This window comes from Flavobacterium cheongpyeongense (assembly GCF_003202435.1).
In the GTDB taxonomy this organism is placed as follows: domain Bacteria; phylum Bacteroidota; class Bacteroidia; order Flavobacteriales; family Flavobacteriaceae; genus Flavobacterium; species Flavobacterium cheongpyeongense.
Genome location: NZ_QJHK01000010.1, coordinates 92,841 through 118,470 on the forward strand (window position 1 = coordinate 92,841; position 25,630 = coordinate 118,470).

At 34.7% G+C, this 25,630-nt stretch carries 25 protein-coding genes; 11 read left to right on the forward strand and 14 right to left on the reverse strand.

Going from position 1 to position 25,630, the window contains the following annotated elements; translation table 11 throughout:
• Positions 1-37 precede the first annotated feature (37 nt).
• The 4 genes from DMB65_RS12600 to DMB65_RS12625 all read right to left on the reverse strand — a co-directional run bounded on the left by DMB65_RS12600 (position 38) and on the right by DMB65_RS12625 (position 7,675).
• Positions 38-1,708, reverse strand: coding sequence for a sialate O-acetylesterase (locus DMB65_RS12600; protein WP_230470667.1), 1,671 nt, complete (start codon positions 1,706-1,708; stop codon positions 38-40).
• A gap of 36 nt (positions 1,709-1,744) precedes the next feature.
• Complete coding sequence (locus DMB65_RS12605; RefSeq protein ID WP_110306997.1) at positions 1,745-3,475, reverse strand: glycoside hydrolase family 43 protein; 1,731 nt, start codon at positions 3,473-3,475, stop codon at positions 1,745-1,747.
• A gap of 828 nt (positions 3,476-4,303) precedes the next feature.
• Positions 4,304-5,665: a pyridoxal-phosphate dependent enzyme gene (locus tag DMB65_RS12620; RefSeq protein WP_110307000.1), complete on the reverse strand. Its 1,362-nt coding sequence runs from the start codon at positions 5,663-5,665 to the stop codon at positions 4,304-4,306.
• A 45-nt stretch (positions 5,666-5,710) separates the two neighbouring features.
• Positions 5,711-7,675, reverse strand: a complete 1,965-nt coding sequence (locus DMB65_RS12625; RefSeq protein ID WP_110307001.1) for a putative porin — start codon at positions 7,673-7,675, stop codon at positions 5,711-5,713.
• Positions 7,676-7,846: 171 nt separating this feature from the next.
• Here DMB65_RS12625 and DMB65_RS12630 point away from each other — a divergent pair, with 171 nt between their 5' ends.
• The gene (locus DMB65_RS12630) at positions 7,847-8,515 is read left to right on the forward strand and encodes a ribonuclease HII (RefSeq protein ID WP_110307002.1); all 669 of its coding nucleotides are present in this window, start codon (positions 7,847-7,849) and stop codon (positions 8,513-8,515) included.
• A 95-nt stretch (positions 8,516-8,610) separates the two neighbouring features.
• Here DMB65_RS12630 and DMB65_RS12635 read toward each other — a convergent pair whose 3' ends face one another.
• The 5 genes from DMB65_RS12635 to DMB65_RS12655 all read right to left on the reverse strand — a co-directional run bounded on the left by DMB65_RS12635 (position 8,611) and on the right by DMB65_RS12655 (position 12,504).
• The gene (locus DMB65_RS12635) at positions 8,611-9,462 is read right to left on the reverse strand and encodes a nuclear transport factor 2 family protein (protein ID WP_110307003.1); all 852 of its coding nucleotides are present in this window, start codon (positions 9,460-9,462) and stop codon (positions 8,611-8,613) included.
• Between the two features lie 180 nt (positions 9,463-9,642).
• On the reverse strand, positions 9,643-10,383 hold the full coding sequence (locus DMB65_RS12640) for an SDR family oxidoreductase (protein WP_110307004.1): 741 nt from the start codon (positions 10,381-10,383) through the stop codon (positions 9,643-9,645).
• Between the two features lie 64 nt (positions 10,384-10,447).
• Entirely contained in the window at positions 10,448-11,023 is a 576-nt protein-coding gene (locus DMB65_RS12645; RefSeq protein WP_110307005.1) for a Crp/Fnr family transcriptional regulator, read from the reverse strand.
• 21 nt (positions 11,024-11,044) lie between these two features.
• On the reverse strand, positions 11,045-11,743 hold the full coding sequence (gene lipB, locus DMB65_RS12650; RefSeq protein WP_110307006.1) for a lipoyl(octanoyl) transferase LipB: 699 nt from the start codon (positions 11,741-11,743) through the stop codon (positions 11,045-11,047).
• Positions 11,744-11,748: 5 nt separating this feature from the next.
• Positions 11,749-12,504, reverse strand: coding sequence for a hypothetical protein (locus DMB65_RS12655; protein ID WP_110307060.1), 756 nt, complete (start codon positions 12,502-12,504; stop codon positions 11,749-11,751).
• 472 nt (positions 12,505-12,976) lie between these two features.
• Between DMB65_RS12655 and lysS the strand changes: the two genes are divergently transcribed.
• The 5 genes from lysS to DMB65_RS12680 all read left to right on the forward strand — a co-directional run bounded on the left by lysS (position 12,977) and on the right by DMB65_RS12680 (position 16,168).
• Positions 12,977-14,680, forward strand: coding sequence for a lysine--tRNA ligase (gene lysS / locus DMB65_RS12660; RefSeq protein ID WP_110307061.1), 1,704 nt, complete (start codon positions 12,977-12,979; stop codon positions 14,678-14,680).
• Between the two features lie 217 nt (positions 14,681-14,897).
• Positions 14,898-14,993, forward strand: coding sequence for a DUF433 domain-containing protein (locus DMB65_RS22420; protein ID WP_230470668.1), 96 nt, complete (start codon positions 14,898-14,900; stop codon positions 14,991-14,993).
• Entirely contained in the window at positions 14,968-15,618 is a 651-nt protein-coding gene (locus DMB65_RS12670; protein ID WP_110307007.1) for a hypothetical protein, read from the forward strand. The genes DMB65_RS22420 and DMB65_RS12670 overlap by 26 nt, the downstream gene beginning before the upstream one ends.
• Positions 15,619-15,656: 38 nt before the next feature.
• The gene (locus DMB65_RS12675) at positions 15,657-15,890 is read left to right on the forward strand and encodes a hypothetical protein (RefSeq protein ID WP_110307008.1); all 234 of its coding nucleotides are present in this window, start codon (positions 15,657-15,659) and stop codon (positions 15,888-15,890) included.
• Positions 15,875-16,168, forward strand: coding sequence for a type II toxin-antitoxin system RelE/ParE family toxin (locus DMB65_RS12680; protein WP_110307009.1), 294 nt, complete (start codon positions 15,875-15,877; stop codon positions 16,166-16,168). The genes DMB65_RS12675 and DMB65_RS12680 overlap by 16 nt, the downstream gene beginning before the upstream one ends.
• Positions 16,169-16,218: 50 nt before the next feature.
• Here DMB65_RS12680 and DMB65_RS12685 read toward each other — a convergent pair whose 3' ends face one another.
• Entirely contained in the window at positions 16,219-17,229 is a 1,011-nt protein-coding gene (locus DMB65_RS12685; RefSeq protein ID WP_110307010.1) for a 2-hydroxyacid dehydrogenase, read from the reverse strand.
• Between the two features lie 186 nt (positions 17,230-17,415).
• On the opposite strand from DMB65_RS12685, the gene DMB65_RS12690 reads away from it, so the two are divergent.
• On the forward strand, positions 17,416-17,871 hold the full coding sequence (locus tag DMB65_RS12690) for a hypothetical protein (protein WP_110307011.1): 456 nt from the start codon (positions 17,416-17,418) through the stop codon (positions 17,869-17,871).
• A gap of 156 nt (positions 17,872-18,027) precedes the next feature.
• Positions 18,028-18,756 (forward strand): hypothetical protein, encoded by a 729-nt coding sequence (locus DMB65_RS22425; protein WP_230470669.1) that lies wholly within the window; start codon positions 18,028-18,030, stop codon positions 18,754-18,756.
• 41 nt (positions 18,757-18,797) lie between these two features.
• Here the strand turns inward: DMB65_RS22425 and hemL are convergent, their stop codons facing one another.
• From hemL to DMB65_RS12715, 4 genes are all read right to left on the reverse strand, one after another.
• Entirely contained in the window at positions 18,798-20,084 is a 1,287-nt protein-coding gene (gene hemL / locus DMB65_RS12700) for a glutamate-1-semialdehyde 2,1-aminomutase (protein WP_110307012.1), read from the reverse strand.
• A gap of 73 nt (positions 20,085-20,157) precedes the next feature.
• Positions 20,158-21,039 (reverse strand): glucosaminidase domain-containing protein, encoded by an 882-nt coding sequence (locus tag DMB65_RS12705; protein ID WP_110307013.1) that lies wholly within the window; start codon positions 21,037-21,039, stop codon positions 20,158-20,160.
• A complete protein-coding gene (locus tag DMB65_RS12710) occupies positions 21,032-21,940 on the reverse strand; it encodes a 1-aminocyclopropane-1-carboxylate deaminase/D-cysteine desulfhydrase (RefSeq protein ID WP_110307014.1) in 909 nt (302 codons plus the stop codon). Before DMB65_RS12710 ends, DMB65_RS12705 begins: the two co-directional genes overlap by 8 nt.
• Entirely contained in the window at positions 21,937-22,272 is a 336-nt protein-coding gene (locus DMB65_RS12715; protein WP_110307015.1) for a hypothetical protein, read from the reverse strand. The genes DMB65_RS12710 and DMB65_RS12715 overlap by 4 nt, the downstream gene beginning before the upstream one ends.
• Positions 22,273-22,383: 111 nt before the next feature.
• Here DMB65_RS12715 and DMB65_RS12720 point away from each other — a divergent pair, with 111 nt between their 5' ends.
• From DMB65_RS12720 to DMB65_RS12730, 3 genes are all read left to right on the forward strand, one after another.
• A complete protein-coding gene (locus DMB65_RS12720) occupies positions 22,384-22,566 on the forward strand; it encodes a DUF5522 domain-containing protein (protein WP_110307016.1) in 183 nt (60 codons plus the stop codon).
• A 206-nt stretch (positions 22,567-22,772) separates the two neighbouring features.
• Positions 22,773-24,749: a urocanate hydratase gene (locus tag DMB65_RS12725; RefSeq protein ID WP_110307017.1), complete on the forward strand. Its 1,977-nt coding sequence runs from the start codon at positions 22,773-22,775 to the stop codon at positions 24,747-24,749.
• A 30-nt stretch (positions 24,750-24,779) separates the two neighbouring features.
• On the forward strand, positions 24,780-25,319 hold the full coding sequence (locus DMB65_RS12730) for a DUF4136 domain-containing protein (RefSeq protein ID WP_110307018.1): 540 nt from the start codon (positions 24,780-24,782) through the stop codon (positions 25,317-25,319).
• The last annotated feature ends 311 nt before the right edge of the window (positions 25,320-25,630 follow it).

Below are 25,630 nucleotides of genomic sequence, written 5' to 3' on the forward strand. Positions count from 1 at the left end.
AATGCTTAATAAAAAAACGAATTATATCTATTGTTTCTTATTCTCCTAAAAGGGTGTATTTTGCAAAACCAGACTGATTTACCGGCTTAAATAAAAACTGCGAAAACATATATAAACCATTTTTCCATACTTTAAAATCGTGAACCCCAGGCTCAATGTAATAAATATGAGGAACATCATTTTTAACTAAATAATCGTGGGTACGTTTACTATTTTCTATCAGCCAGTCCTTATCCCCACAAGAGATCCAAAGGAGTTTTAATTTCTTTTTTGCATCTTCGGGATTCGGTAATAATTCTTTTGGCATTTTAGTATTTGGTGCCGATGAAAATCCGCCAACCCAGGCAAATTTATCTAAATTTCCTAATCCAAAATTCAAAGACTGCCCTCCCCCCATTGATAATCCTGCAATTGCCCGGTGTTCCCTGTCTTTAAGAACTGGGTATTTTTTTTCAATAAAAGGAATTAAATCATTCAGTAAATCTTTTTCAAAATGAGCAAATGCCTCTACTTTTTCAGGTGCCATTATGTTTCCGGCAGCACTGTCGTCTTTCATTGCCCTTCCGTTTGGCATGACTACGATCATCGGTTCTAATTTTCCTTCTGCATACAGATTGTCTAATATAATCTGCGGACTTCCTCCGTTAAGCCATTCTTTTTCATCCCCGCCAATTCCGTGCAAAAGATATAAAACCGAATATTTTTTCTTTTTATTGAATCCGGGCGGTGTATAAACCGTTGCTTTTCTGGTTGCACCCACTGTTTTTGAATCGTAAGCTATAGTTTCAAGTTTCCCGGGCGGAGCATTTGGATTTAACTCGTCAAATCCTACTGGTGCCTGAACGATAAAGGGTTCATTGTTATTGCCTGATTTATATCCTAATAATGAAAGCATTTTTTCTGCATAACGTTTTCCTAATTCCCTGTAACCTTCTGCATTAAAATGTATAAAATCTGCAGCAACGCCACAGCCTTTTGACGAAATAACATAAGAATTCTGAATCGTCTGCGGTAGTGTTGCAATAATTTTATTCATACTTGCACATTTTCCGTTTTGATCTTCATTGACCGTTTCTCCAGAAAGCAAAGGCACTTTTTTAGGGTCTAAATTGAGGTCTTTTATCAAATTATCGTATACTATTTTAACTTTCTTCGGCCAAAGTGTGTCGCCGGTATTAGATTCGCCCTGATGCAGTAAAATACCTTTTATGACCCCTTTTTTTTGTGCAATTCTGGCCATTTCTACCAGTCTTGTATACGGATTTCCATCATATTCCCTGATGATTCCTATCATCCAGTCTGGAGCCGTGGCAACGTAATTTTCGACTTTTTCTTTATCAAAAAGTTCAATTTTGCAACCTCCTACGGCAACATTTACAACACCTACTTTACTACTTTCAGGAAGCCTGGCCACCATTGTTCTGCCAAAATTGTCTGTCAGGGTAAATCCTGTATTACATCGGCATAAAGGAGGTATTGCTGTATACCATTTGCCTATCTCACGACCTAAATCGGGGCAATTTACTGCCTCAAGAACCTGAAAACGAGGATTAACATTCATCTTATCCTGAGGTTCTACTGGGGCTGCTCCTTCCATGTTAGACTGCCCAAAACTCAAATAGACATGAAAATTCGGATCCTGAGAACAGGCTCTTTGTCCTATTGAAAAAAGAATTACAAATGCGAAAAATTTTAGTATTGATTTCATTATGTTGCTTTTTTATCAAAATTATTGATGAAAGTTTTATTTGGGCTGTGCATTGTTTGCTGCTGTAGCATATAAGCCAACCAGAGACCCGGTAAAGCCTCCGGCCACATTTGTCGAGAGAATATCTCCTGAAACTTCTCTGCCCAGGTGTTCAAAATCAACACCATTAAGGGCATAACTAAACTGGTAATTATCTCCCGTTGCTTTTACCTGCAGGCGCAATGGTTTCTTAATTTCAATTTTTGTACTTGCCATAATTTCTGACTTCCCATTTTCTGTCCTTTCGAGTAATATGTAAGTATCCTTTCCTTTTTTTGTTATTCCAAAAACATAATTAAATCGTTCATTTTGTAAACATACGATCCCTGCAAGGTCTTTCTCAGATACTGGATTATAAGCTAATGTTGTCGAAAAAGAAAAGGTATTATGCTGTTGTCTGTAAAAAAGTGTCGAAGTAGGTTTTAGTTCTTTAATAGTTACCTGAAACGGATTAATTTGTAAACCTTTTTTAGTGACAGAAATAAAATTCTCACGTGGTCCTCTCAGTCCTATCCATCGATAATCTAATTTATCTGAGGTGAAATTTTCGGTAAAAGTAAAATTACCATTTGGAAAATATCCGTCTCTACCTGTTTTATTTTCTACACCCTTTGGCATTTTTAATTTTGGTTCTATAGGAACTAACCCATTTTCAAAAACAGGAAAAGTACCCGACCAGTCTACCGGTAACATAAATGTTTGGCGTCCTGTATTTACCCTGTCTTTTTCATTTGGTCGAATTCCTAAAAAAACACCATAATATTTACTATCAGGCCCTTGTATTATATCGGCATGTCCTGTCCAGTCTACTTTATCAGATCTGTTTTGCGGAAAATATCTTTGGGTAAGAATTGGATTATTTGATGATGGCTTAAACGGCCCTTTTGGACTGTCACTGATAAAAATAACTTCACTATGATTTCCTCCGGTACCACCTTCAGCACACATTAAGTAATAATGCCCGTCTTTTTTATACAAATGTGGCCCTTCTATCCATATTGGTTTTTTAGAAAGATCAACCCCTCCATCGACTATGATTTTATCTGTTCCAGCAATTACCTGATCTTTTTCAATATCGTATTCCCAAACTTTTATCACACGATGTCCGTTGTATAATTCCTTTCCCTTATCAGGCGCATCATTGTGTACCACGTATCCTTTTCCGTTATCATCAAAGAAAATACATGGATCAATCCCGTTAAAATCTAATTTAACCGGACTTCCCCATCCTTTCTTCGGGTCTTTTGTTTTTACAATAATATTACCCATATTACCTGTAAATGCCGTCACAATCATATAGAAAGTGTCATTATAGGGGTTATAAGTGATTCCGGGTGCGTAAACTCCTTCACTAATTCCCGTGTCATGCGGATTAAATTCGGAAATATTATTTAAGACACCTCCTAAGTCTGTCCAGTTAACCAAATCTTTAGAATGAAATATTGGAACACCAGGAAACATAGCAAATGATGAACATACCATATAATAATCATCTCCTTTTCTGGTAATAGCCGGATCGGGATAACATCCCTGCAAAACCGGAGAATAAAACTCGTCAGATTTTAACGGGTTTGCTTTATAAATCTGATCATTTCCCTGATAAACAACATTAGAAAATACAGGGAGGTTTTGAGTCTGTTTTTTTATAATAGTATCTTTTACAGGGATACTTTTAAAAGAAAAAAGAAATAGTACTGAAATTAAAAAATACAGGTGAGATTGTTTCATTGTTAGGATTTATTATGAATTATATGATTAATCTGGATTCGGATGAATGAACTAAAACTGAGTTTTTTTATAATTTGTGATTATCTGACGCTACATGGAACCAACATATAGCAATAAATTAATAAGTGTATTTATTACGAATATAAAAAACATTTACATCAAAACAATCGGTTGTGTTGTTTTTTTTGAGAAGGTATTAAAGATAATGTCATTAAAAGAAAACCGAAATGTTTTGTATACGAATAAATATATTTTCAACCAGACACCTTTATTCTCTAAAATCCTGATCTTACTGTCAGAATAATTAGTTCAACACTTATTTGTTTTAAATCCCAACATCAAAAACAGTATTTTATCTGATAACCAAAAGGTTAATAAAAAGATAACCAAAGTGCTTCTAAAACTTCAGGGATAGGATCATATGAAAAAACGGGTAGTTAAAACCCGCATACACCCCTCAAATATCCACTAAAAACCAGTTCAATACCAATGGGGCAAAAGACAGGAACTATTGGTAACGGAAAACGCATACAAATCTCAAGTCTTTCATTATCAAAAAAAACAAGAATGTCTGTTAAGAGGTTTGTGTCACCAAGCTAAAGGAAATAGGACGATAGAGATAAACATTGAGGAACCATCTAAAGGTCTCCATAAGGGTTCTGAATGGAACTATAAAAGTCGAAATTTACTTTTTAAATACTCTCAGGGAATATTTTTTCAGAAATCAACTGGCTCAAAATCGATTCCTGAAATTTGCTGTATAAAAAAAGCTGCCCTTTTGGGACAGCCTCTTTCATGTTCTATGAAATAAGGATTTTTAAATAATAATTATTTAATCGCTCCAATAATATCATATTTAGTAATGATATGATAGTTGCCATTTTCCAGATCAACTAAAACAGCGTCATTTTCTTTCGTAAAAAGTTTTGAAACTTCTTCAATCGGAGTTCCTGGCTTAACCATCGGGAATGGTTTTCCCATTACTTCTTTAATAGGTTTTTCGGCTACATTTTTATCTGCTACATAACTTCTGAATAAATCAGTTTCATCGACAGAACCAACAAAACCGTTGATATCAACTACCGGAATTTGTGAAATTTTGTATTTACGCATACGCTCAATAGCATGCGAGACCAACTCTTCGGTACGAACCACGATCAATTCTTTGTCTATATGATCTTTGATAACATCCTCTGCTTTGGTAATATTCTCATCCAGAAAACCACGTTCACGCATCCAGTCGTCATTGAACATCTTTCCTACATAACGGCTTCCCGAATCATGAAATAAGACCACTACAACATCATCTGGCTTGAAATGCTCTTTTAGCTGCAATAATCCCTTAATACATGCTCCTGCTGAATTTCCAACAAAAATCGCTTCCTCCAATGCAATTTTTCTGGTATAAACTGCGGCATCCTTATCGGTTACTTTGGTAAATCCGTCGATGAGTGAAAAATCAACATTTTTAGGTAAAATATCTTCACCGATTCCTTCCGTGATATACGAATATATTTCGTTTTCATCAAAGATTCCGGTTTCGTGGTATTTTTTAAAAACCGAACCGTAAGTATCGATTCCCCAGATTTTAATATTCGGATTTTTCTCTTTTAAATATTTCCCAACACCCGAAATAGTTCCGCCAGTTCCTACACCAACCACAAAATGGGTGATTTTACCATCTGTCTGTTTCCAGATTTCAGGCCCCGTCTGCTCGTAATGCGCAAGGGTATTTGACAAATTATCATATTGGTTTACATACCATGAATTGGGTGTTTCTTCGGCCAGACGCTTTGAAACCGAGTAATAGGATCTTGGATCTGTGGGCTCTACATTGGTCGGGCAAACAACAACTTTGGCACCAACAGCGCGCAAAATATCCATTTTTTCCTTAGATTGTTTATCTGAAATAACACAAATCAGTTTATATCCTTTTATAATAGCAACAAGTGCCAATCCCATTCCGGTATTTCCTGAGGTTCCCTCAATTATGGTTCCGCCGGGTTTTAGTCTTCCATCAGCCTCTGCATCTTCAACCATTTTTACCGCCATCCTGTCTTTAACAGAATTACCAGGATTAAAAGTCTCGACTTTTGCCAATACCAAAGCATCAATTTCGGCAACTATTTTATTTAGTTTTACTAATGGTGTGTTGCCAATGGTTTCTAAAATATTATTCGAAAAATCCATTTTATATACGTTTAATTTTTGCTTTAAGATAAAACAAATTTCGCTCTATTGAAAGAAATTCCAAACCAAACCAAACCGGATAGTAAAATCACGATATGGATTATTTGGAGCTGAGTAATAATTGCTTTCGCCAAAAGCAGCATTAAAATGTTCCGCTTTTAAATAAATTCGGGTCTGGCGGATTCTTCCGTTTAGGAAAAAATCAAACGTTGGATAGCCTCCAATTTTCTTTGTATCCTGAACAAAAAATTCTCCAACTACAGGATTATAATCATTTCCGTAATACTTAGTAAAATAATTAAAGATAATCCCGGTTTGAATATAAAGTGCTTTTTTAAATAAATAGCCCGAATAATAAAATGTGTTTCTGGTTACAAAATCCGGTACATTTAAAATAGCCTCAGACTGATCTACTTTTTGGTACAATAAGGTGTTATCCAATCCAAAAGCTCCAAATTTAAACTCTCTGTTTGCTTTTAGTTCTAAATAATTAATTGCATTTCCGTATTGCGCCGGTTTTATAATTTGGGTATTCACCGCTTTTTGAGCATCTTTTGATTTATCCTCAAAATACAAATGATCATTTAAAACCGTATAGCTGGCCTCGGCATTCAGCCACGGCGTATCTATTTTAGCACTAAGCAAATTGATTTTTTCATTTTTGAAATCATTTGTCCAATTGTATTCTATGTAACTGCTTTGATAAAGATTGTAATTGTTATTTGGCAGCTTACTGATGTTTTTATAACGGAAATCAAATTGAATCTTCTCATTTAAGTTGTATCTCAGCCTGGCATCTAAATCCGAAATAGATTCTTTTGTGATGGATCTTGAAAACAAAAATCTTCCGTTCCATTTATTCTTCTGATATTCGTATTGTGCCCCGGCACTATTAATTTCCCGGAATAAATTATCGGGAATATCTGATCCTTCATTATTGATTATGATACGATTATATTTATAATTTGACCGGTAATCCTCAATAAAGAAATTAAATTTTCCGAGAAGAGAATTCTCGTAAGCCAATCCTACTTTGTTATATAATTTTTCAAAACGGGTCTGATCTTTAATGTTACTGGTAACATAAGACTCCCCAAATCTTTGAACACGTGTACTCCCCACAGTTGACAAGACAGTAGGCTGTTTGTATTCGAAAAACTTATTTTCAAAATTAAACTGATGTGTTACATATAGATTATTATTTCCCTGTTTAGGATTTATTCTGAAAGCATGGTCAAAAAAAAGCCTCTTCCCTTTTAAGAAAGATTCAGCATCGTTCAGATAAACTTCAAGTCGCTGGCGATTGGTAAAGTTTGGATCTCCGCTTTCAAAATCCTCAGGAGTCGTTATTCCGCCATTTTCTTCATTTAAAACATCCTGATAAGTATAGTGAGTATACAAAACATAACGTTTATCAGTTGTATTATAACTCCCTCCAATCCTGAAATTTCCAATACTGGTCAACTGGTTAATGTATTTACCCTCTGATCGCAGACCTCTGTAAGCAGCAAAAAAATTGAGGTTTTTTGATGTGTTTAGCGTAATAAAGGAATCTACATTTTGTCCTTTTCCAACACTTGTATTAAAAAACAATTCGGTCAATGGTGTTGCAACATGATAATACTGAATCTCTTTAGCGTCCATAAAATTAAAATGCTTTCCCTGAAAACCGATATCCGGGTAAGGAGAGAAATCAGTTAAACTGTATTGTAACGTATTGTAGGTTTGACCAATATTAGAGAAAGGCAAAAGACCAAAATTATCCCTTCGGAGATAATTTTGTCTGTAAGCACTTTTTAAGGTTAAAGAGGTATCTACAATCGTAGTATCGTGTTCTAAAGTAACGATTTGATATTGCTCAATTTTAGCAACAAGCACTTTTTTCTTTTTTACAGTATCAGTGATACTCGAATATTGCGAATTCATATCTAAATTCTTTTTGGGAGTCGTACCTTGAGAAAACAATAAAGAAGGCAGAACTAATAGATATAGAAAAAAAAGTATTCTCATTTGCTTGCGTATGTATGGTAATGATTTCAATAAAATTGCTAAGCAAAGGTAAATTATAAATATGTATAAATAAAAAATCATATCAATTTATGCGATTGCTTTAGCAAATAGAAGCAGAACGTAAATTTTTACAGAAAATTTTACAATATTTGTGTTTTAAAAATCAAAGAAATGCTTCAGAAAAATTTTTCAGGACATATTTTCGAAGCCGGAACCGATGAAGCCGGCCGAGGATGTTTAGCTGGCCCTGTGACCGCTGCAGCCATAATTTTACCTGCTGATTTTGAACACTCTTTTTTGAATGACAGTAAACAATTATCTGAAAAAATACGTGAATCCTTAAAACCAATTATTGAAGAAAATGCCATTTGTTTTGCTGTAACCCATTTACATCCTGATGAAATTGACGAAATCAATATCCTGAATGCTTCTATGAAAGGAATGCAGGAATGTATCCTGAAATTAAAACAGGTACCAGAATTCATTATTGTTGACGGCAATCGTTCCCTAAATGCTAAATTGGGGTTAAAAAACAAATTCGGAAAACAATTTTCTGAGACAGAAATAGAATTACTAAAATCGATTCCGAATCAAAGTATCACAAAAGGAGACAGTAAATTTCTGAGCATTGCAGCAGCTTCTGTATTGGCAAAAACCTATCGTGATGAATTCATGGATGAGATTCATAAAGAATTCCCAATGTACAACTGGAAACAAAACAAAGGTTATCCTACCAAAGAACACCGCGAAGCTATTAGAAAATATGGTACCACAAAATACCATCGGATGAGTTTCAGGCTCCTGCCGGAACAATTAGAACTGGATTTTTTTGAGCAATAAATCTGCTTTCCTTGTAGGGTTTTACCAGAAACTATTCTGAAAGTAAAATTCTAATCACAACCATGATTTACAGAAATGTTCACTCAATTACTTTATTATTTCCTGCTTTTTAAAAACTCTACAAACTGTTTGGTATCAAAATAAAATGGTCTGATACCCGTAATTTTTCCATCTTTTAAATCAAAATGTTCTGAAATTGGCATTGAAAGTGTTTTGCCTGACTTTTTTGACTTGCATTTTATGGTAAAATAAATAATGACTTCGTTTTTTGAAGCATCGCTAAAGTAAACAGGTTCCTTTTCGATTTCTACATCAAAAAATTCTGTTGCTTTTGCGAACATTTTTTTCCATTCTTCAAAACCTTTGTAAGTGCCGCCATAAGGCAATTCTTCTGCCTGATTATAAATTGCACCTTCTTCAATTAAGGTAGCCATTACATTAAAATCCCGGGTTTTGAAAAGGCTTTCAACGTATTTTGAAACTAGTTTAAAATGATCTGCTTCCAGATTTTTTAAAATATCTGCCTCAGACAAAATTGCACCTGAATCCCAAAAACCAATAATTTTAGCCACCTGACCTTTGCCGTTTAATCTGGCAAAATCACGGCCTGTCATTATCAAATTATTTTTAGCATCCTGAATTTTCCAGTCCCACGATACATAATTATCTTTTACAACCTTTGCTCCTGCGGTTAATTTCGCATCCGGAAATTTTTTATAAAACTCGGTAATGACATTATTAAAAGCAACAATACCTTTTATTGAAGCAGAAGGATCTTCGAAAGTACTGTCGTCAAGCCAGATTGTTTTGATTATTTTTAGTCTTGCGTCACTATTTTTCTCCTGCCAGGCTTTTTCATAAACCGTAACCGGGTATAATTTATCTTTCTTTTGAGCCAGAATGTCATTACATATAAAAAGAATACAGATGAAGTAAATTTTTCTCATAAGTCAGACAGATTAGATTAATAAAGCTTGTACATTAAGTATTCACTCAAATTTAGCACAAATACAGAAAAGAATTACAATACTTTTATAATTTTCACCATCCATCTTAAAATTGTTTTTGATGATGATTTTTCATCAGTTCGATTTCTATTTTCACATCCAACAAAAACAAATACTATCTCAGCGTACATTATTTATTTTTTTGAATGCAAATTTGGGGGCTAATCTGTAAATAAAATAAAGCAGCTTCACTTTCGAAACCCTGATTTCAGTTTTGTTTCGGGTAATTCCTTTTAGCATTTCTGTAACTGCTTTTTCGGGCGAAATGGCAATCTTGGGGGGATTTCCATGATGCCATGGGGTATCAACAGCCGGAAATAATACTTCAATAACTTTAATGTCCTCGTTTTTTAACTGCTCGCGCAAAACCTGCGTAAAAGAATGCAACGCAGCTTTTGAAGCATTATAAAAAGTATAAATCGTTCTTGGAACATAAACCAGTCCTGTTGTAATATTTATAATTTTAGAGTGACTATTTTTAATTAAAACCGGATACAAGAGTTTTATCAGCCGGATTGGCGCCAGAAGGTTTGTTGCTATTTCTTCATTCATTTTTTTCAGAATAAAAGAGTCTTCAATAAAATTAGTTTGGGATTCAATCGCAGCATTGTTAATCAAAACATTAGCGTCAGGATGATTTGTAATAATCCAGTCTGCAAAAGTTTCACATTCAGGTTGCTGAGCGATATCGCACTGGTAAATAATTAAATCAGGTAATTGTTTTTGTGCGGTAGAAAGTTTCTCCAAAGAACGAGAACAGGTAATTACTTTATTGCCTTTTTCAACAAGCTGTCTGCACATTTCGAATCCAATGCCGGAACTTCCTCCGGTAATGATAACAGTACTATTTAAGATTTCCATAATTCGTTTTTTATAATTATGAATCAAAAATAGCTTACTGTCTAAAGGCTTACATTGACCTATGTTAAGTCTTACGTTTTCTTTTGAGCCTGCTGAGTGATTCGGGCCGAATTCCTAAATAAGAAGCTATGATTTGTTGTGAAACACGATTTTCAATATTTGGAAATTCGGTCATACAAATTTCATATCGTTTTTCTGCATCCAGAAGCAGTAATTCTCTTTCACGTTTTTCTTTAATGTAAAACGCTTTTTCGAGAACCTGAACTAAAAATGCGTTCCAAAACGGATTCTTTTCTTTTATGCCTAACCAATCTACAAAATCAATTTCGAGAATTTCGGCATCTTCCAGCGCTTCAACAGAAAAATAAGAAGGTGTATTATAAATCATAGCCGAATAAGAACTGATAAAATTCTTTTCGGCTATAATATTTTTAGTGAATTCGTTTCCGTTTTCGTGAGTATAGACATATCGAAACAATCCTTTTATGACAAAAGCCATTTTACGTGGGACCTGACCTTCATTAATAAAATAATTTCCTTTATTAATTTTTTTATACTCCGAAATATTTAATAATTCCTGCAGTTCCTTTCCCGGAAGGTTTAAATGATTTAAAAATGATTTTTTCTTTTCATTTTCCATACAGAAATACTTCTGAAGAGTTTACACAAATTCAGCCCCAAACAACTGAGTTAAGTGTTTTATAATTTTGGATTTTACTTCTTCTTCATCCACTTTTTCAACTCCCAATTCTACATTTAGAGAAGTAACAGCTTTTCCGCGAATCCCACATGGGATAATATTATCAAAATAACCCAAATCTACATTTACATTTAAGGCAAATCCGTGCATGGTTACCCAGCGTGAAGCACGCACGCCCATTGCGCAGATTTTGCGCGCAAAGGGTGTTCCAACCCCCAACCAGACTCCGGTTTCTCCTTCGCTTCGTTCACATTCAAGACCATATTCTTTTAAAGTCAGAATAATTGATTCTTCCAGAAAACGCAGGTATTTATGAATATCGGTAAAGAAATTTTCTAAATCCAAAATTGGATACCCCACAATTTGCCCAGGTCCGTGGTATGTAATATCTCCTCCACGATTGATTTTATAAAAGGCTGCCCCTTTTGCTTCTAGTTGTTTTTCGTTTAAAAGCAGGTTTTCAAGATCGCCACTTTTACCCAGAGTATACACATGAGGATGCTCTACAAATAATAAATAATTTGGTGTTTGTAAATCCAGTTCTTCCCTTCTGTTTTTTATTTTCAGATCGACTATATCCTTAAAAAGTTCTTCCTGATATTCCCAGGCCGATTTATAATCTTTACTTCCTAAGTCCTGAAGTTGAATTTTTTTATTCATTTTGTTTATTTTTCAAACTCAACATCAAAGTTTAGTTTGTCCGGGTTCTCCATATAATCCGTAAAAGGGTATTGAATTGTAATTGTTTTTCTGTCCTCACTGAACAAAGCATTCGGATTTGAAACTTTCTTAATTTTCTTTGGGAAATGATATTTTACCACATAATTGGATGATGCAAACATCATTTTAGACATATCAGCTGTGCTGTCTTTTGCTTTTTCAGCGAGTTTTTCGGTATCAAGAACTGCTTTTCTGCTAAATCTCTTTCCGTCATAACTATAGCTCAATTTGCTGTTGTTATCTCCAAAATTGCTTCCAAATGGTGATACTGTGCTTGCGCCCTGTTCTAATTTCTGTAAAACACTTAGTGTCTGCAGAATGTCCTGCATTTCATTTACATTTTTAAAATCGGTTGAAAGTGTCATTAAAAACTCTTTCTTTTCAGAGCTCATTTTGGTCTTTACTACAAAATTTTCGAGTTTTTTAATTTCTTTCTGCATTTCCGGGGAAAGCTTGGCGATACTGTCTTTTTTCTCCTCAAATAGTTGTTTGAATGTAAAAGAGGAGTCAATATCCTTTTTGGCATCAGCTCCCATCTGGCTTCCAATCTGGTCGCCGGCCATTGCCATCAAGGCAGAACCATCCATGTCTACAGAGAATTTTCCGGTTCCGTTATCGTTGATTGTGATGTTTTCAGTAAAAGTGCAGCTCGTAAGTGTTGCCAGTACAAAAGAAAAACTAAGTAGTTTGTATAATTTCATTGCCATGTAATTTTTATCAAAGATACAAAGACTATTTTATTTTTGATGGTTTTGAGATACTGGAGCTATAAATGTTCTGAAGTGCTAATTTTATCTTTTTAATTATAGATTGTTCCTGCGGAACTGGACTATCAGGAACTATGTTTATTGAACGGATTACAATCTGTTGCTAGAATACAATTAATTTCTACGGAATTTAATTCGTTTTTTGAATGATAAAGCTTTAAAAGATTCTAAGAAAACGTCTTTTGAAAACAAGATTTCTAATTTAGCCCCGATAGGAGCGAAAATCCTTTTGCTTTTTTCTTTAAAAGGCAAAAGATTGCAGCGAATAGCGGGACAGAACGTGCTGAAAAACCTGCATTTTCTGCTCCTGATAAAAAACATTATTCTATTCTATAACTTTAGACTTTATGACTTTGCAACTTTGCGACTTAAAAACTATCTTTGCACACTTAAAAAACAGTATATAATGGCCTTATCTGAACAAGAAATCATCCGAAGAGAGAAACTTCAAAACTTACGCAACTTAGGAATCAATCCTTACCCTGCTAATCTTTTTCCTGTAAATCATACTTCAAAGCAAATAAAGGAATCGTTTGAAGAAGGTAAGAAGGTGATCGTTGCGGGACGTTTGATGAGTGTTCGTGATCAGGGTAAAGCTTGTTTTGCTGAACTGCAGGATAGCGAAGGACGAATTCAATTGTACGTAAACCGTGATGTTTTGTGTGAAGGTGACGATAAAACGTTGTACAATCAGGTTTTCAAAAAATTAACCGATTTGGGTGATTTTATTGGTATTGAAGGTGAATTGTTTACTACACAGGTTGGTGCAAAATGTATTCGTGCGACTGGTTTTACTTTTTTGAGTAAAACATTACGCCCGTTACCTCTACCAAAAGTGGACGAGGAAGGAAATATACATGATGCGTTTAACGATGCTGAATTGCGTTACAGAATGCGCTATGTGGATTTAACAGTAAATCAACATGTTAAAGAAACTTTTCTAAAACGTACCCGGTTATTTACTGCAATGCGCGGTTATTTTAATGATGCGGGTTATCTTGAAGTAGAAACTCCTGTTTTACAGCCTATTGCGGGTGGTGCTTCGGCGAGACCTTTTATCACACACCATAATTCGCTTGACATTCCGCTTTACATGCGTATTGCGAACGAATTGTACTTAAAAAGATTAATTGTTGGCGGTTTTGAAGGTGTTTATGAGTTCTCTAAAAACTTTAGAAATGAAGGAATGGACAGAACGCATAATCCTGAATTTACCGCTATGGAAATATATGTAGCCTACAAAGACTACAACTGGATGATGGAATTTGCTGAAGGTTTGCTTGAGCATTGTGCAATCGCTGTAAACGGAACAAGTGAAGTTACTTTTGGCGAACACAAAATCAATTTTAAAGCACCTTACGCCCGTGTCACGATGACAGATTCTATCAAACATTTTACTGGTTTTGATATTTCCGGGAAAACGGAAGAAGAATTGTTTGAGGCTGCCAGAGGAATGGGCATTGATGTTGATAAAACAATGGGAAAAGGGAAACTGATTGATGAGATTTTTGGAGCGAAATGCGAAGGAAATTATATTCAGCCCACTTTCATTACTGATTATCCAAAAGAAATGTCGCCGCTTTGTAAAGAACACCGAGACAATCCAGATTTGACGGAACGTTTTGAATTAATGGTTTGCGGAAAGGAAATCGCAAATGCGTATTCTGAATTGAATGACCCAATTGATCAGCGTGAGCGTTTTGAAGACCAAATGCGTCTTTCTGAAAAAGGTGACGACGAAGCAAACGGAATTATCGATGAAGATTTCTTAAGAGCTCTTGAATACGGAATGCCTCCAACATCCGGAATGGGAATTGGAATGGATCGTTTGATTATGTATTTAACTAATAATGCATCGATTCAGGAAGTTTTATTGTTCCCGCAAATGCGTCCGGAGAAAAAACAAATTCAGATTGAATTGACTGATGAAGAGAAATTTATCGTAGATCTATTGAAAGGAAATGAAAATAAAATGGACCTTCAGCAATTAAAAATTACGGCTAATTTAAGCGGTAAAAAATGGGATGCGTCTATGAAAAATTTATCTAAACACGGTTTGACAAAAGTTGTTGTTGAAGGTGAGTTTAAGTTTGTGGAATTGGTGGGATAATTCACTATTAGGCATATAAAATAAAAAGTAAAACAGGCTGTTTAAATATAGACAGCCTGTTTTTTTTATAAATAATCTTTATCTTTGAGTAAAATTAATTAATATGGAAAATCTAATTTCAAGAATCACCATCAACACTGATGTTTGTCACGGCAAGCCAACCTTAAGAAATATGAGATGACCAGTAGAAGTTATTCTCGACATGCTGGGTTCTGGTATGGAAATATCAGAAATTTTAGAAGACCATCCTGAATTAGAAAAAGAAGATATCTTAGCAGCATTATGTTATGCAAAAAACAAATATAATGTGTGAATTTGATTGGACGATTATCACTCCTATTCTTTCTTTTTTAGGAGGAACTTTAATGGCAAATATTTTTAATTTACTTTTTTTAAATAGAATAAAACGAAAAGAATTAGAATATAAAAGAGCTGAATTTATTTACAATCAAAAACATAATGGTTATGAAAATTTACTAAAAACAACTAGTAAATATTCTATTGAAACACGTGATTTAATTTTTGAAGATTTCTTGTTAGTTGTTTTTGAATTTAATCTTAAGGAAAATGAACTTGATTCGGATCATGATGATGAACTTGAATTATTTTATGAAAAATATCGCGAAAAATTTAGTTCAATTTCAAAAAAATATAATGATCTATATCAATTATTAAATATAGAAATTCAGCCTTCAATTTTAAATTCATCAGATGAAGTATATGAACTAATTGAGAATGTAAAGAGCAGTTACAATTTAATGTTTAAAAAGTTTAACGATGATTATCTTCCTAAACTAACTACATTAACTATGGAAGAAATAGAAAAACATAATGATGAAATAAAAACCTTTTTTCTAAAATATCAATCAACATTTGATCAACTAAAGATCCAAATGAGAAAGGAAATAAAAGAAGAAGAATCTAAAATCCATAAATAATTTTTTCCTTAACTTTGTTATTCAAAATCATACTATTTATGAGCACTTTAGAATTAAAACTAGAAATATTTGACAAACTAAAATCTGTAGAAGATGAGGGCTTGTTAAAAAAAATAATGACTTTACTAAAGACAGTTGATAAAAATACAGTTTACCAGCTTAGTGAATTCGAATTGAATATGGTAAAAGAAGGTGAGGAAGATATAAAAGCTGGACGTATATACACCAATGAAGAAGTAATTGCTGAAGAAAGCAAATGGCTAAACGGGTAATTTGGACAGCCAAGGCAAAAGCTAGCAGAAAGTCTATTATAACTTCTTTAATTAGTAAAAAATATGCTAAAAAACTTTCAGCCGAAATAAACAGTATTATTGATAACTTCTCAAAATTCGAATTGATTGGAAAAGAATCTGATTATAAAACCATTCGCGTTTTTGTCTTTAAAAACTATTCCATTTATTACAAACTAGAGCTAAGACAAATAGTTATTATTGGAATTTTAGACAATCGTAGAAATCCAAATGAAACAAACAAAAATATAGATTTATAAAAAAGGAGCTTCAAATCGAAGCTCCTTTTTTATGTGTAACAATTGACTTTCTAAACCAACAACGCCGATTTATTCTCAATATCATTATCCAGCAACAACGACTCTATATTTCCAAAAGTGACCAAAGCAATCTGCGTCAAAGCCTCATTAGTAAAAAATGCCTGATGTGCCGTAACCAAAACATTCGGAAAACTCATCAAACGCTGAATCGCATCGTCCTGAATGATATCATCTGATAAATCCCTGAAAAACAGTTTTTCTTCCTGTTCGTAAACATCGATTCCGAGATAGCCAATTTTCCCATCTTTTAAACCTTCAATTACGCTGGCTGTTTCTATCAGTCCGCCACGGCTGGTATTGATAATCATGACGCTATCTTTCATCGAATCAATCGACTTTTTATTGATTAGATGTTTTGTCTGGTCGTTCAGCGGACAATGCAGTGAAATAATATCACTCAATTTAAAAATATCTTCTAAACCTACAAAAGAAACACCGTCTTTGAGCATTTCGTCATTTTCGACAATATCATAGGCCAGAACTTTACAGCCAAAACCTGAAGCAATTTTAGCGAAAGCTTTTCCAATGTTTCCGGTTCCGATGATTCCGATTGTTTTTCCGAATAAATCGAAACCCAAAAGTCCGTTTAGAGAAAAGTTTTGCTCACGCACTCTGTTATACGCTTTATGTGTTTTTCGGTTCAAGGTCAAAATCATCGCCATCGCATGTTCTGCAACTGCCTGAGGCGAATAGGCAGGAACACGGCAGACTTTTAGATTGTATTTTTTTGCTGCTTCTAAATCGACGTTGTTAAAGCCGGCACAACGTAAAGCAATAATCTTTACCTTCTTTTCTGCCAGTTGTCTGATTACCTCTTCGTTTACCATATCATTTACAAACACACACACAACAGAGCCATTTTCGATTAAAATTACCGTTTGCGGATTCAGCTGTGTTTCGAAAAAATCTAGTTGAAAACCAGATTCGTTGTACTTATTAAAGAACACCTTATCATAAGGCTGGGTAGAAAAGAAAGCTATTTTGTTTGTTACTGAATTCATATTGTTGAATTTAAGTGTATAATCCTGACACCTTAAAATTAAGCAAATAATTCTGTGATTTCATCACCATTATAAAAGCCTTTTGAAAAATATCTTCAATTTATTAAATAATATACAATTCTGACTCTCGAATTAAACCAATCGAATTCAATAAGGTCTAAAGGATATAACCTTAAAAAAAAAATCATGAAAAAATTACTTATTACAGCTTTACTATTCGTTGGAATAGCAAGTTTTGCACAAGACGGAGATGAGGGAGATATGGATCAAAGACCAGCCCGTGAACAAAGAGAACGATTAACTCCTGAACAACGAAATGAAAAACAACTGAAAAAATTAACTGCAGATCTTACTTTAGACACAAAACAGCAAGAACAGGTAAAACAATTGATTGCAGAAAGAAGTGCTAAAACTGAAAAATTAAGGGAGGCAAGAAAAGAGCAAAAGGAAAAAGGCACTAAACTAACTGCTGAACAAAGAGAAGCCTTGAGAAAAGAAATGAAAGCTGAAGCTGATGCAAATGATGCTAAAATGAAAGGGATATTAACTGCAGATCAATATACCAAATGGAAAAAAATTCAGGAGGAAAATAAGGATAAGGTAAAAGACAGAATGAGAGAATACAGAAAAAATAAAGATTAAATTTACCATAAAAGAGACTTTCGGGTCTCTTTTATATTTTATGCCCTTTTATGTATTTCTTAGCAATTTCTGTTAAATAAAAGACAAACCTGCTAAGTGCCTTAAACTTAATAAAAATGATAAAGTCTAATTGCTATAAACCTAAAAAAGTGACTTATGAAAAAAGTATTTATCGCAGCCTTATTATTCGCCGGAATGGTAAGTTTTGCACAGGACATCAATCAGAAAGCGGGACATGATCACAGAGAAAAATTAACTCCGGAACAGCGTACCGAAAAACAGTTACAAAAACTGACTTCTGAATTAAATTTAGACAAAAAGCAACAAGAACAGTTTAAGCTGCTTTTGTCTGAAAAAAATGCGAAAGCAGAAAAATTTAAAGAAACACGAAAAGACAGTAAAAAAAAACCTAATGCGGAGGAAAAAGAAGCGTTCAAAAAACAGATAAAAGCCGAAAAAGAAGCCAACGATGCTAAAATAAAATCAATTTTAAACGCAGATCAATATGCAAAATGGAATGCACTTAAAAAGGAGCATAAAGAAAAACATCCTCATAAAGGTGATTTTAAAACACCGCAGGAACGTAATCAGGCACATTTGGAAAAACTAACAACTGAGTTAAGCTTAACTACAGATCAACAAAAAAAGGTTAGCGAACTTTTATCTGAAAGAAGCACAAAAATGGCAATGCTTAAAAAGGACAGAAAAGATAACGAGCCAACTGATGCCGAAAAGAAAGCCCTGAAAAAACAGATGAAAGAAGATCATAAAATTTATGATACCAAAATGAAATCGATCCTAAATGCAGATCAGTATAAAAAATGGACTGCCATTCAAAAAGAGCATAAAGACAAAATGAAAGAACACAGAAAGAATAAGAAATAATTTTATTCAAAAAAGAGGCTTTTCGAAGCCTCTTTATGTTTTTAAAATGTTTTCGAAACTTTATCGATCGCATTAATTGTAAAATCCAGATCTTCGTAAGTTAAGGCATCTGTAATAAACCAGGTTTCATAAGCAGATGGTGCGATATAAACGCCCTCATTTAATAATCCGTGGAAGAACTTTTTGAAGGTTTCGTTATCTCCTTTTGCCGCCGTTTGAAAATCGGTAACCGGATTAGCATCAAAGTGTACCGAAATCATAGAACCTACTCTGTTGATGGTAAAAACAACATTATTTGCTTTTAAAACTTTATCGATTCCTGCTGCCAAATAGGCCGTTTTTTCTTCTAAACGGGTAAATATGCCTGCATCATTATTTAAAGATTGCAACATAGCTAACCCGGCAGCCATGGCTAATGGATTTCCGGATAATGTTCCAGCCTGATAAACCGGACCAAGAGGCGCTAAATAATTCATAATTTCTTCGCGTGCTGCAAAAGCCCCCACCGGTAATCCGCCCCCGATTACTTTTCCGAAAGTCACAATATCTGCATTGATATTGAATAATTCCTGAACACCGCCTTTTGCTAAACGGAAGCCTGTCATAACCTCATCAAAAATCAATAAAATTCCGTTCGCTGTACACAATTCTCTTAATCCTTCCAAAAAGCCTTTTTGAGGTGGAATACAACCCATATTTCCTGCAACAGCTTCTATAATTATTGCCGCAATTTCACCTTTATTCGCTTCTATTAAAGTTTTTACATTTTCTAAATCATTATATTGGGCTAACAGAGTATCCTTTGCAGTTCCTTCTGTAACTCCCGGACTGTTTGGTGAACCAAACGTTACGGCACCGCTCCCGGCCTGGATCAAAAATGAATCTGAATGTCCGTGGTAACAGCCTGCAAATTTGATGATTTTGTCTCTTTTTGTAAATCCGCGAGCCAGACGAATCGCACTCATACAAGCTTCTGTACCTGAATTTACAAAACGGATTTTGTCAATATTCGGAACCATCGAAACAGCCAAAGCTGCAATTTCGGTTTCTAATTCTGTGGGCATTCCAAATGAAGTTCCCAGTTTTGCTTTTTCGATTACCGCATCCACAACCGGCTCATAGGCGTGACCCAAAACCATAGGCCCCCAGGAATTGATATAATCTATTAGTTTATTCCCGTCTTCATCATACAAATATGCACCTTTGGCACTTTTTACAAAAATCGGAGTTCCTCCAACGGCTTTAAATGCTCTAACTGGTGAATTTACCCCTCCCGGAATTACTTTTTCTGCTTCAGCAAAAAGCTGACTACTTCTTTTATAAATCATTCTATTTATTTTAGATTTTTGAGCTCAGATTTTAAATTACTTTCAAAATTAACTCTTAACTTACCACTCTTACCTATTTCACTTTCAGTTTCTGCCCTATCGAAAGCGCATTGTCCATCAGATTATTTTTTTGTTTCAAATCATCTACCAGTATATTAAACTTTTTGGATATCGAATACAAAGTATCTCCTTTTTGTACTTCGTATAAATTCGGATCGTCTGAATTTGAAACCGAAGACGAAGATGAAATCCTTACCGGTTCCGTTTTATTAATTGCTGTATAGTTTTTTCCTGTTATCTGGCAATCGTACTGATGCAGATTATAACGTTCGATATAACCTATTAACTTATCCGGATAATTAGGATCTGTTGCATACCCACAAGCTCTTAGTCCCTTTGACCAGGCTTTATAGTCATCTTTTTCATAAGTAAATAAAACGGCATATCTGTTTTTTCCAACCAAAAACAAAGCATGGTCCCGATACGATTCTGAAGCCTCATTATATTTTCTAAAACATTCCTGAGCCGAATCATCATCATGACGGACACTTTCGCCTAGCCAGTCTTTATGACATTTAATTCCGAAATGATTATTTGCCGTTACAGCCAAATCTCCTCTTCCCGCTCCCGATTCTAAGATTCCCTGTGCCAGGATAATACTGGCAGGGATACCATATTTCTGCATATTTCCCATCGCAATGTCTTTATACTGCAAAATATAATTATTGATTAAATCACTGGTTACAACAGTTTTCGAAGTCGATTGAATGACCTCTGTCGTAGTATTTGCAGAAGGATATTTTGCAATTGGTTTAGAATAGGTGCCTTTTTTAGTCGAAGCTGTTCTGTTTTTTTTAACTGCTGCCTGTTTTTTAGTTGTTGCAATAGTGGGTTTGCTGGAAGAACAGCTTGCCAATACTGCGATTATGAAGAGTGTAATTATTTTTTTAAGCATCAATTTTGAGTGTTGGTAATTTTTTCTGCTCCAATCTTAAATTCATTCCCTCAATTCCTTGTAATCCGCCGGTGTGAATGAGTAAAACTTTTGAATCTGCAGGAAAATAATTTTTACGGATTAAATCTATAACGCCAAAAACCATCTTTCCTGTATAAATTGGATCTAAGGAGACTTTATTTTCTTCAAAAAAAGCATTCATAAATTCAATTAATTCTATATTTATTTTGCCATAACCTCCAAAATGATAGTCAGAAATTAAATTCCAGTTATCTTTTTTTGCAAAAATACGAATTTCATCGGTTAAAAAGTCACCTTTTAAAGCCGGAAATCCTAAAATTTTCTGATGCTGCAATGCGCTGTTTATTAATCCGGAAATCGTTCCGCCAGTTCCTACAGCACAGCAAACGTAATTAAAAACAGCATCTTCATCAGTCAAAATCTCCTCACAGCCTTTTACTGCCAACAGATTGGTTCCGCCTTCGGGCACCAGATAAAAATCGCCAAATTTCTGTTTTAGGCTTTCAACATAAGAGGTTTCATTTTTTAATCGATAATTTTCCCTGGAAACAAATTCAAATTGCATTCCGTTTTCCTGAGCGAATTTCAGGGTTGGATTTTCTTCTATTTTATCAAAAAGCTCATCTCCCCTGATAATTCCAATCGTTTTAAATCCCTGCTCTTTTCCGGCAAAAGCTACAGCAGCAATATGATTAGAAAATGCACCGCCAAATGTCAGTAAGTTTTTTTTATTTTCGGCTTTCGCCTGAAGTAAATTGTATTTTAGTTTCCTGAATTTATTTCCCGACACAAAAGGATGAATCAGATCTTCACGCTTTATTGTCAAAGAAATGTTGTTGGGAAACTGAATATCTATGGATTGATTGAAAACTGGATTCATTTTAATTTGATGTACTGTAGAAACTGAAAAAAAGTTCTGTTTTTTAAATATTTTAAATCGGTTTCTTTGGCATAAGCTTCTCTTTCAAAACTAATATTCTGATAGGCCAGTATCGTATTTTTATACTGAATGAACCGAATAAAATATTCCAAAAAATACCAGATAAAAAAAGGCAGAATCAGCATTTCTAACTGTTGTCTCAAATGGATTCTTTCATGATTTACAAAAACAACATTGACCTGATCTTTATAATATTTAATCAAAATGAATGGAAATACCGCCATACCGCGATATCCTTTTGGAATTAAATATTTAGCAACAATCAGAAACATTGGCTGTAAAATTTATAAATTTGTAGATGCAAGATAGCTCGATTTCATTAAAATCACAATCTAAAAAAATGTTTTAATGGTAAGACAGCCGAAATCTGACTCAAAAATTTTATGAAAGAGCAAAATAATGAAAATAAATTAACAGAAGGGGAAGATTTTTATTTTACACCTGATGGTTATAAATGTTTTACCGAAAAACACCATTTAAAACGTGGTTACTGCTGCAAAAACGGATGCCGACATTGCCCTTATGGCTTTGATAAAAATACAGGAAGAATCAGGAAATCTAATTAGATAATGCGTCAATTTGAAAATTAGATAATTAAAACAAATGTAAAAGTTCAATATGGATATCTATTCACGAAAATTCAGGGTTACAATACACAAATCCTATCACAGATCGGATGTCCGTTATCCTTAGTTCATTTTTTAACAGAAAATTAATCCGTTGCCTGAAAAACGTAGCAGCCTAGAATCCCAGTAACTTAGAATCAAAAAAAATGACTTTCAAAGAACAAATACAACAAGGAATTCCTTCTATATTACCTACAAAAAAAGAGTACGATTTAAGTATTAATCATGCACCAAAACGAAAAGAAATCCTTTCGGCAGAAGAAAAAAAACTGGCTTTAAAAAACGCTTTACGCTATTTTGAACCAATACACCACGCCGAATTGATTCCTGAATTTTCAGAAGAATTAGAAAAATACGGCCGAATTTATATGTATCGTTTTCGTCCGGATTATAAAATGTACGCAAGACCAATTGACGAATATCCCGGAAAATCACTGCAGGCGAAAGCGATTATGCACATGATTCAGAACAATCTGGATTATGCTGTGGCACAACACCCTCATGAATTGATTACGTACGGAGGAAACGGAGCTGTTTTTCAGAACTGGGCGCAATATTTACTGACGATGCAGTATTTATCTGAAATGACAGATGAACAGACTTTAACCATGTATTCAGGGCATCCGATGGGATTATTTCCTTCGCATAAAGAAGCGCCAAGAGTGGTAGTGACAAACGGAATGGTGATCCCAAATTATTCCAAACCGGACGACTGGGAAAAAATGAATGCTCTCGGCGTTTCGCAATACGGACAAATGACGGCAGGAAGTTATATGTACATTGGTCCACAGGGAATTGTACACGGAACTACGATTACGGTTCTAAACGGATTCAGAAAAATAAAACAAAATCCGGAAGGCCGTTTATTTGTAACTTCCGGATTGGGCGGTATGTCCGGTGCACAACCAAAAGCCGGTAATATTGCGGGCTGCATTACAGTCTGCGCCGAAGTAAATCCGAAGATTACAAAAATCCGACACGAACAAGGCTGGATCAATGAAATCGTAACTTCTACTGAAGAATTGGTTGCCAGAGTCAATTCGGCAAAAGCCAAAAAAGAAACGGTTTCCATCGCTTATTTAGGAAACGTGGTAGAAGTATGGGAATGTTTCGATCAGGAAAACATTAAAATCGATCTGGGTTCAGATCAGACTTCGCTTCATAATCCGTGGGCAGGTGGTTATTATCCGGTTGGGATTTCTTTTGAAGAAGCCAATGAAATGATGGCCAATACTCCTGAAGTATTCAAAGAAAAAGTCCAGGAAACTTTACGCAGGCACGCTGACGCCATCAACAAACACACCGCAAAAGGAACCTACTTTTTTGATTACGGAAATGCCTTTTTACTGGAAGCTTCACGTGCCGGTGCCGATGTAATGGCCGATAACAATATTGATTTTAAATACCCAAGCTATGTTCAGGACATTATGGGACCAATGTGTTTCGATTACGGGTTTGGACCTTTTCGCTGGGTTTGTACCTCAGGAAAACCAGAAGATTTATTAAAAACAGATACCATTGCCTGTCAGGTTTTGGAAGAAATGGCAAAAACGGCTCCAAATGAAATTCAGCAGCAAATGCAGGATAACATCAAATGGATTAAAGGGGCACAGGAAAATAAATTGGTCGTAGGTTCTCAGGCCCGCATTTTGTATGCCGATGCCCAAGGAAGAACTAAAATTGCGGAAGCCTTTAATCAGGCGATTGCAAAAGGCGAAATTGGAGCAGTCGTTTTAGGCCGCGATCATCATGATGTTTCGGGAACGGATTCTCCGTACAGGGAAACTTCGAATATTTATGACGGCTCTCGTTTTACGGCAGATATGGCAATCCAGAACGTTATTGGTGACAGCTTTAGAGGAGCCACCTGGGTATCCATTCATAATGGCGGAGGAGTTGGCTGGGGAGAGGTCATAAACGGTGGATTTGGTATGGTTCTTGATGGTTCTACAGAGGCTTCAAGACGTTTAGCATCAATGCTTTTTTGGGATGTCAATAACGGGATTTCAAGACGAAGCTGGGCCCGGAATGAAGGTGCTGTCTTTGCAATAAAAAGAGCAATGAAAGCTGAGCCACTATTAAAAGTGACTTTACCTAACCTGGTTGATGAAAACTTACTATAAGTAAAACAAAAACATTTAATACTAAAATTTATGAAAACATTCAAATTAGTTCCGATTTTGCTGCTATTGATTCTTACTTCCTGCAGCAGTATTACAGTATATTCTGATTATGATAAAAATGTAGATTTTGCATCTTATAAAACGTATGCTTTCTTTAAGCCCGGAATTGACAAGGTAGAGATTTCTGATTTGGATAAAAGACGTATCCTTCATGCAATAGAGAGCGAAATGCAGGCAAAGGGATTTACTAAAAGTGAAACCCCGGATGTGTTAGTAAACATTTTTACTAAATCGAGAGAGCAGGTAGATGTAAACCAATTTAACGCCGGATGGGGTTACGGATGGGGATGGGGATGGAATCCATGGATGATGTACGGTGGAAACAGAACCACAGTTTCTACATCTACAGAAGGAACTTTATACATCGATCTGATTGATGCAAAAAAGAAAGAAATGATCTGGCAAGGAGAAGGAATTGGGGTTTTGACCCGAAACATCGATAAAAAAGATGAAAGAATTGCTGAATTTGTAAACAAAATTTTAGCTCAGTATCCTCCGGTTAAAAAATAGTTCTCGGTCTCAGTTTTCAGCTTTTTTATAAAACTTAAAATAGTTGTGGACGACTTCAAAAAATAATTAATACATTTGTTATTAAGACAACAAAAATGAAAAACCTTAATAACATTATCCTCTCTATTAAAATTATTGTAATTCAGCAGTAATGGCGGGGTGTTGTATAAATTAAGTAAACAAATACAATTTATTAAACCTCCCAAACCGGGAGGTTTTTTATTTGGAAAATAATTAAATATAGCCACGAATTGCACTAATTAGCTCGGATTATTTTTTAAAATTTAAGCAGTAAAAATTAGAGCTAATTT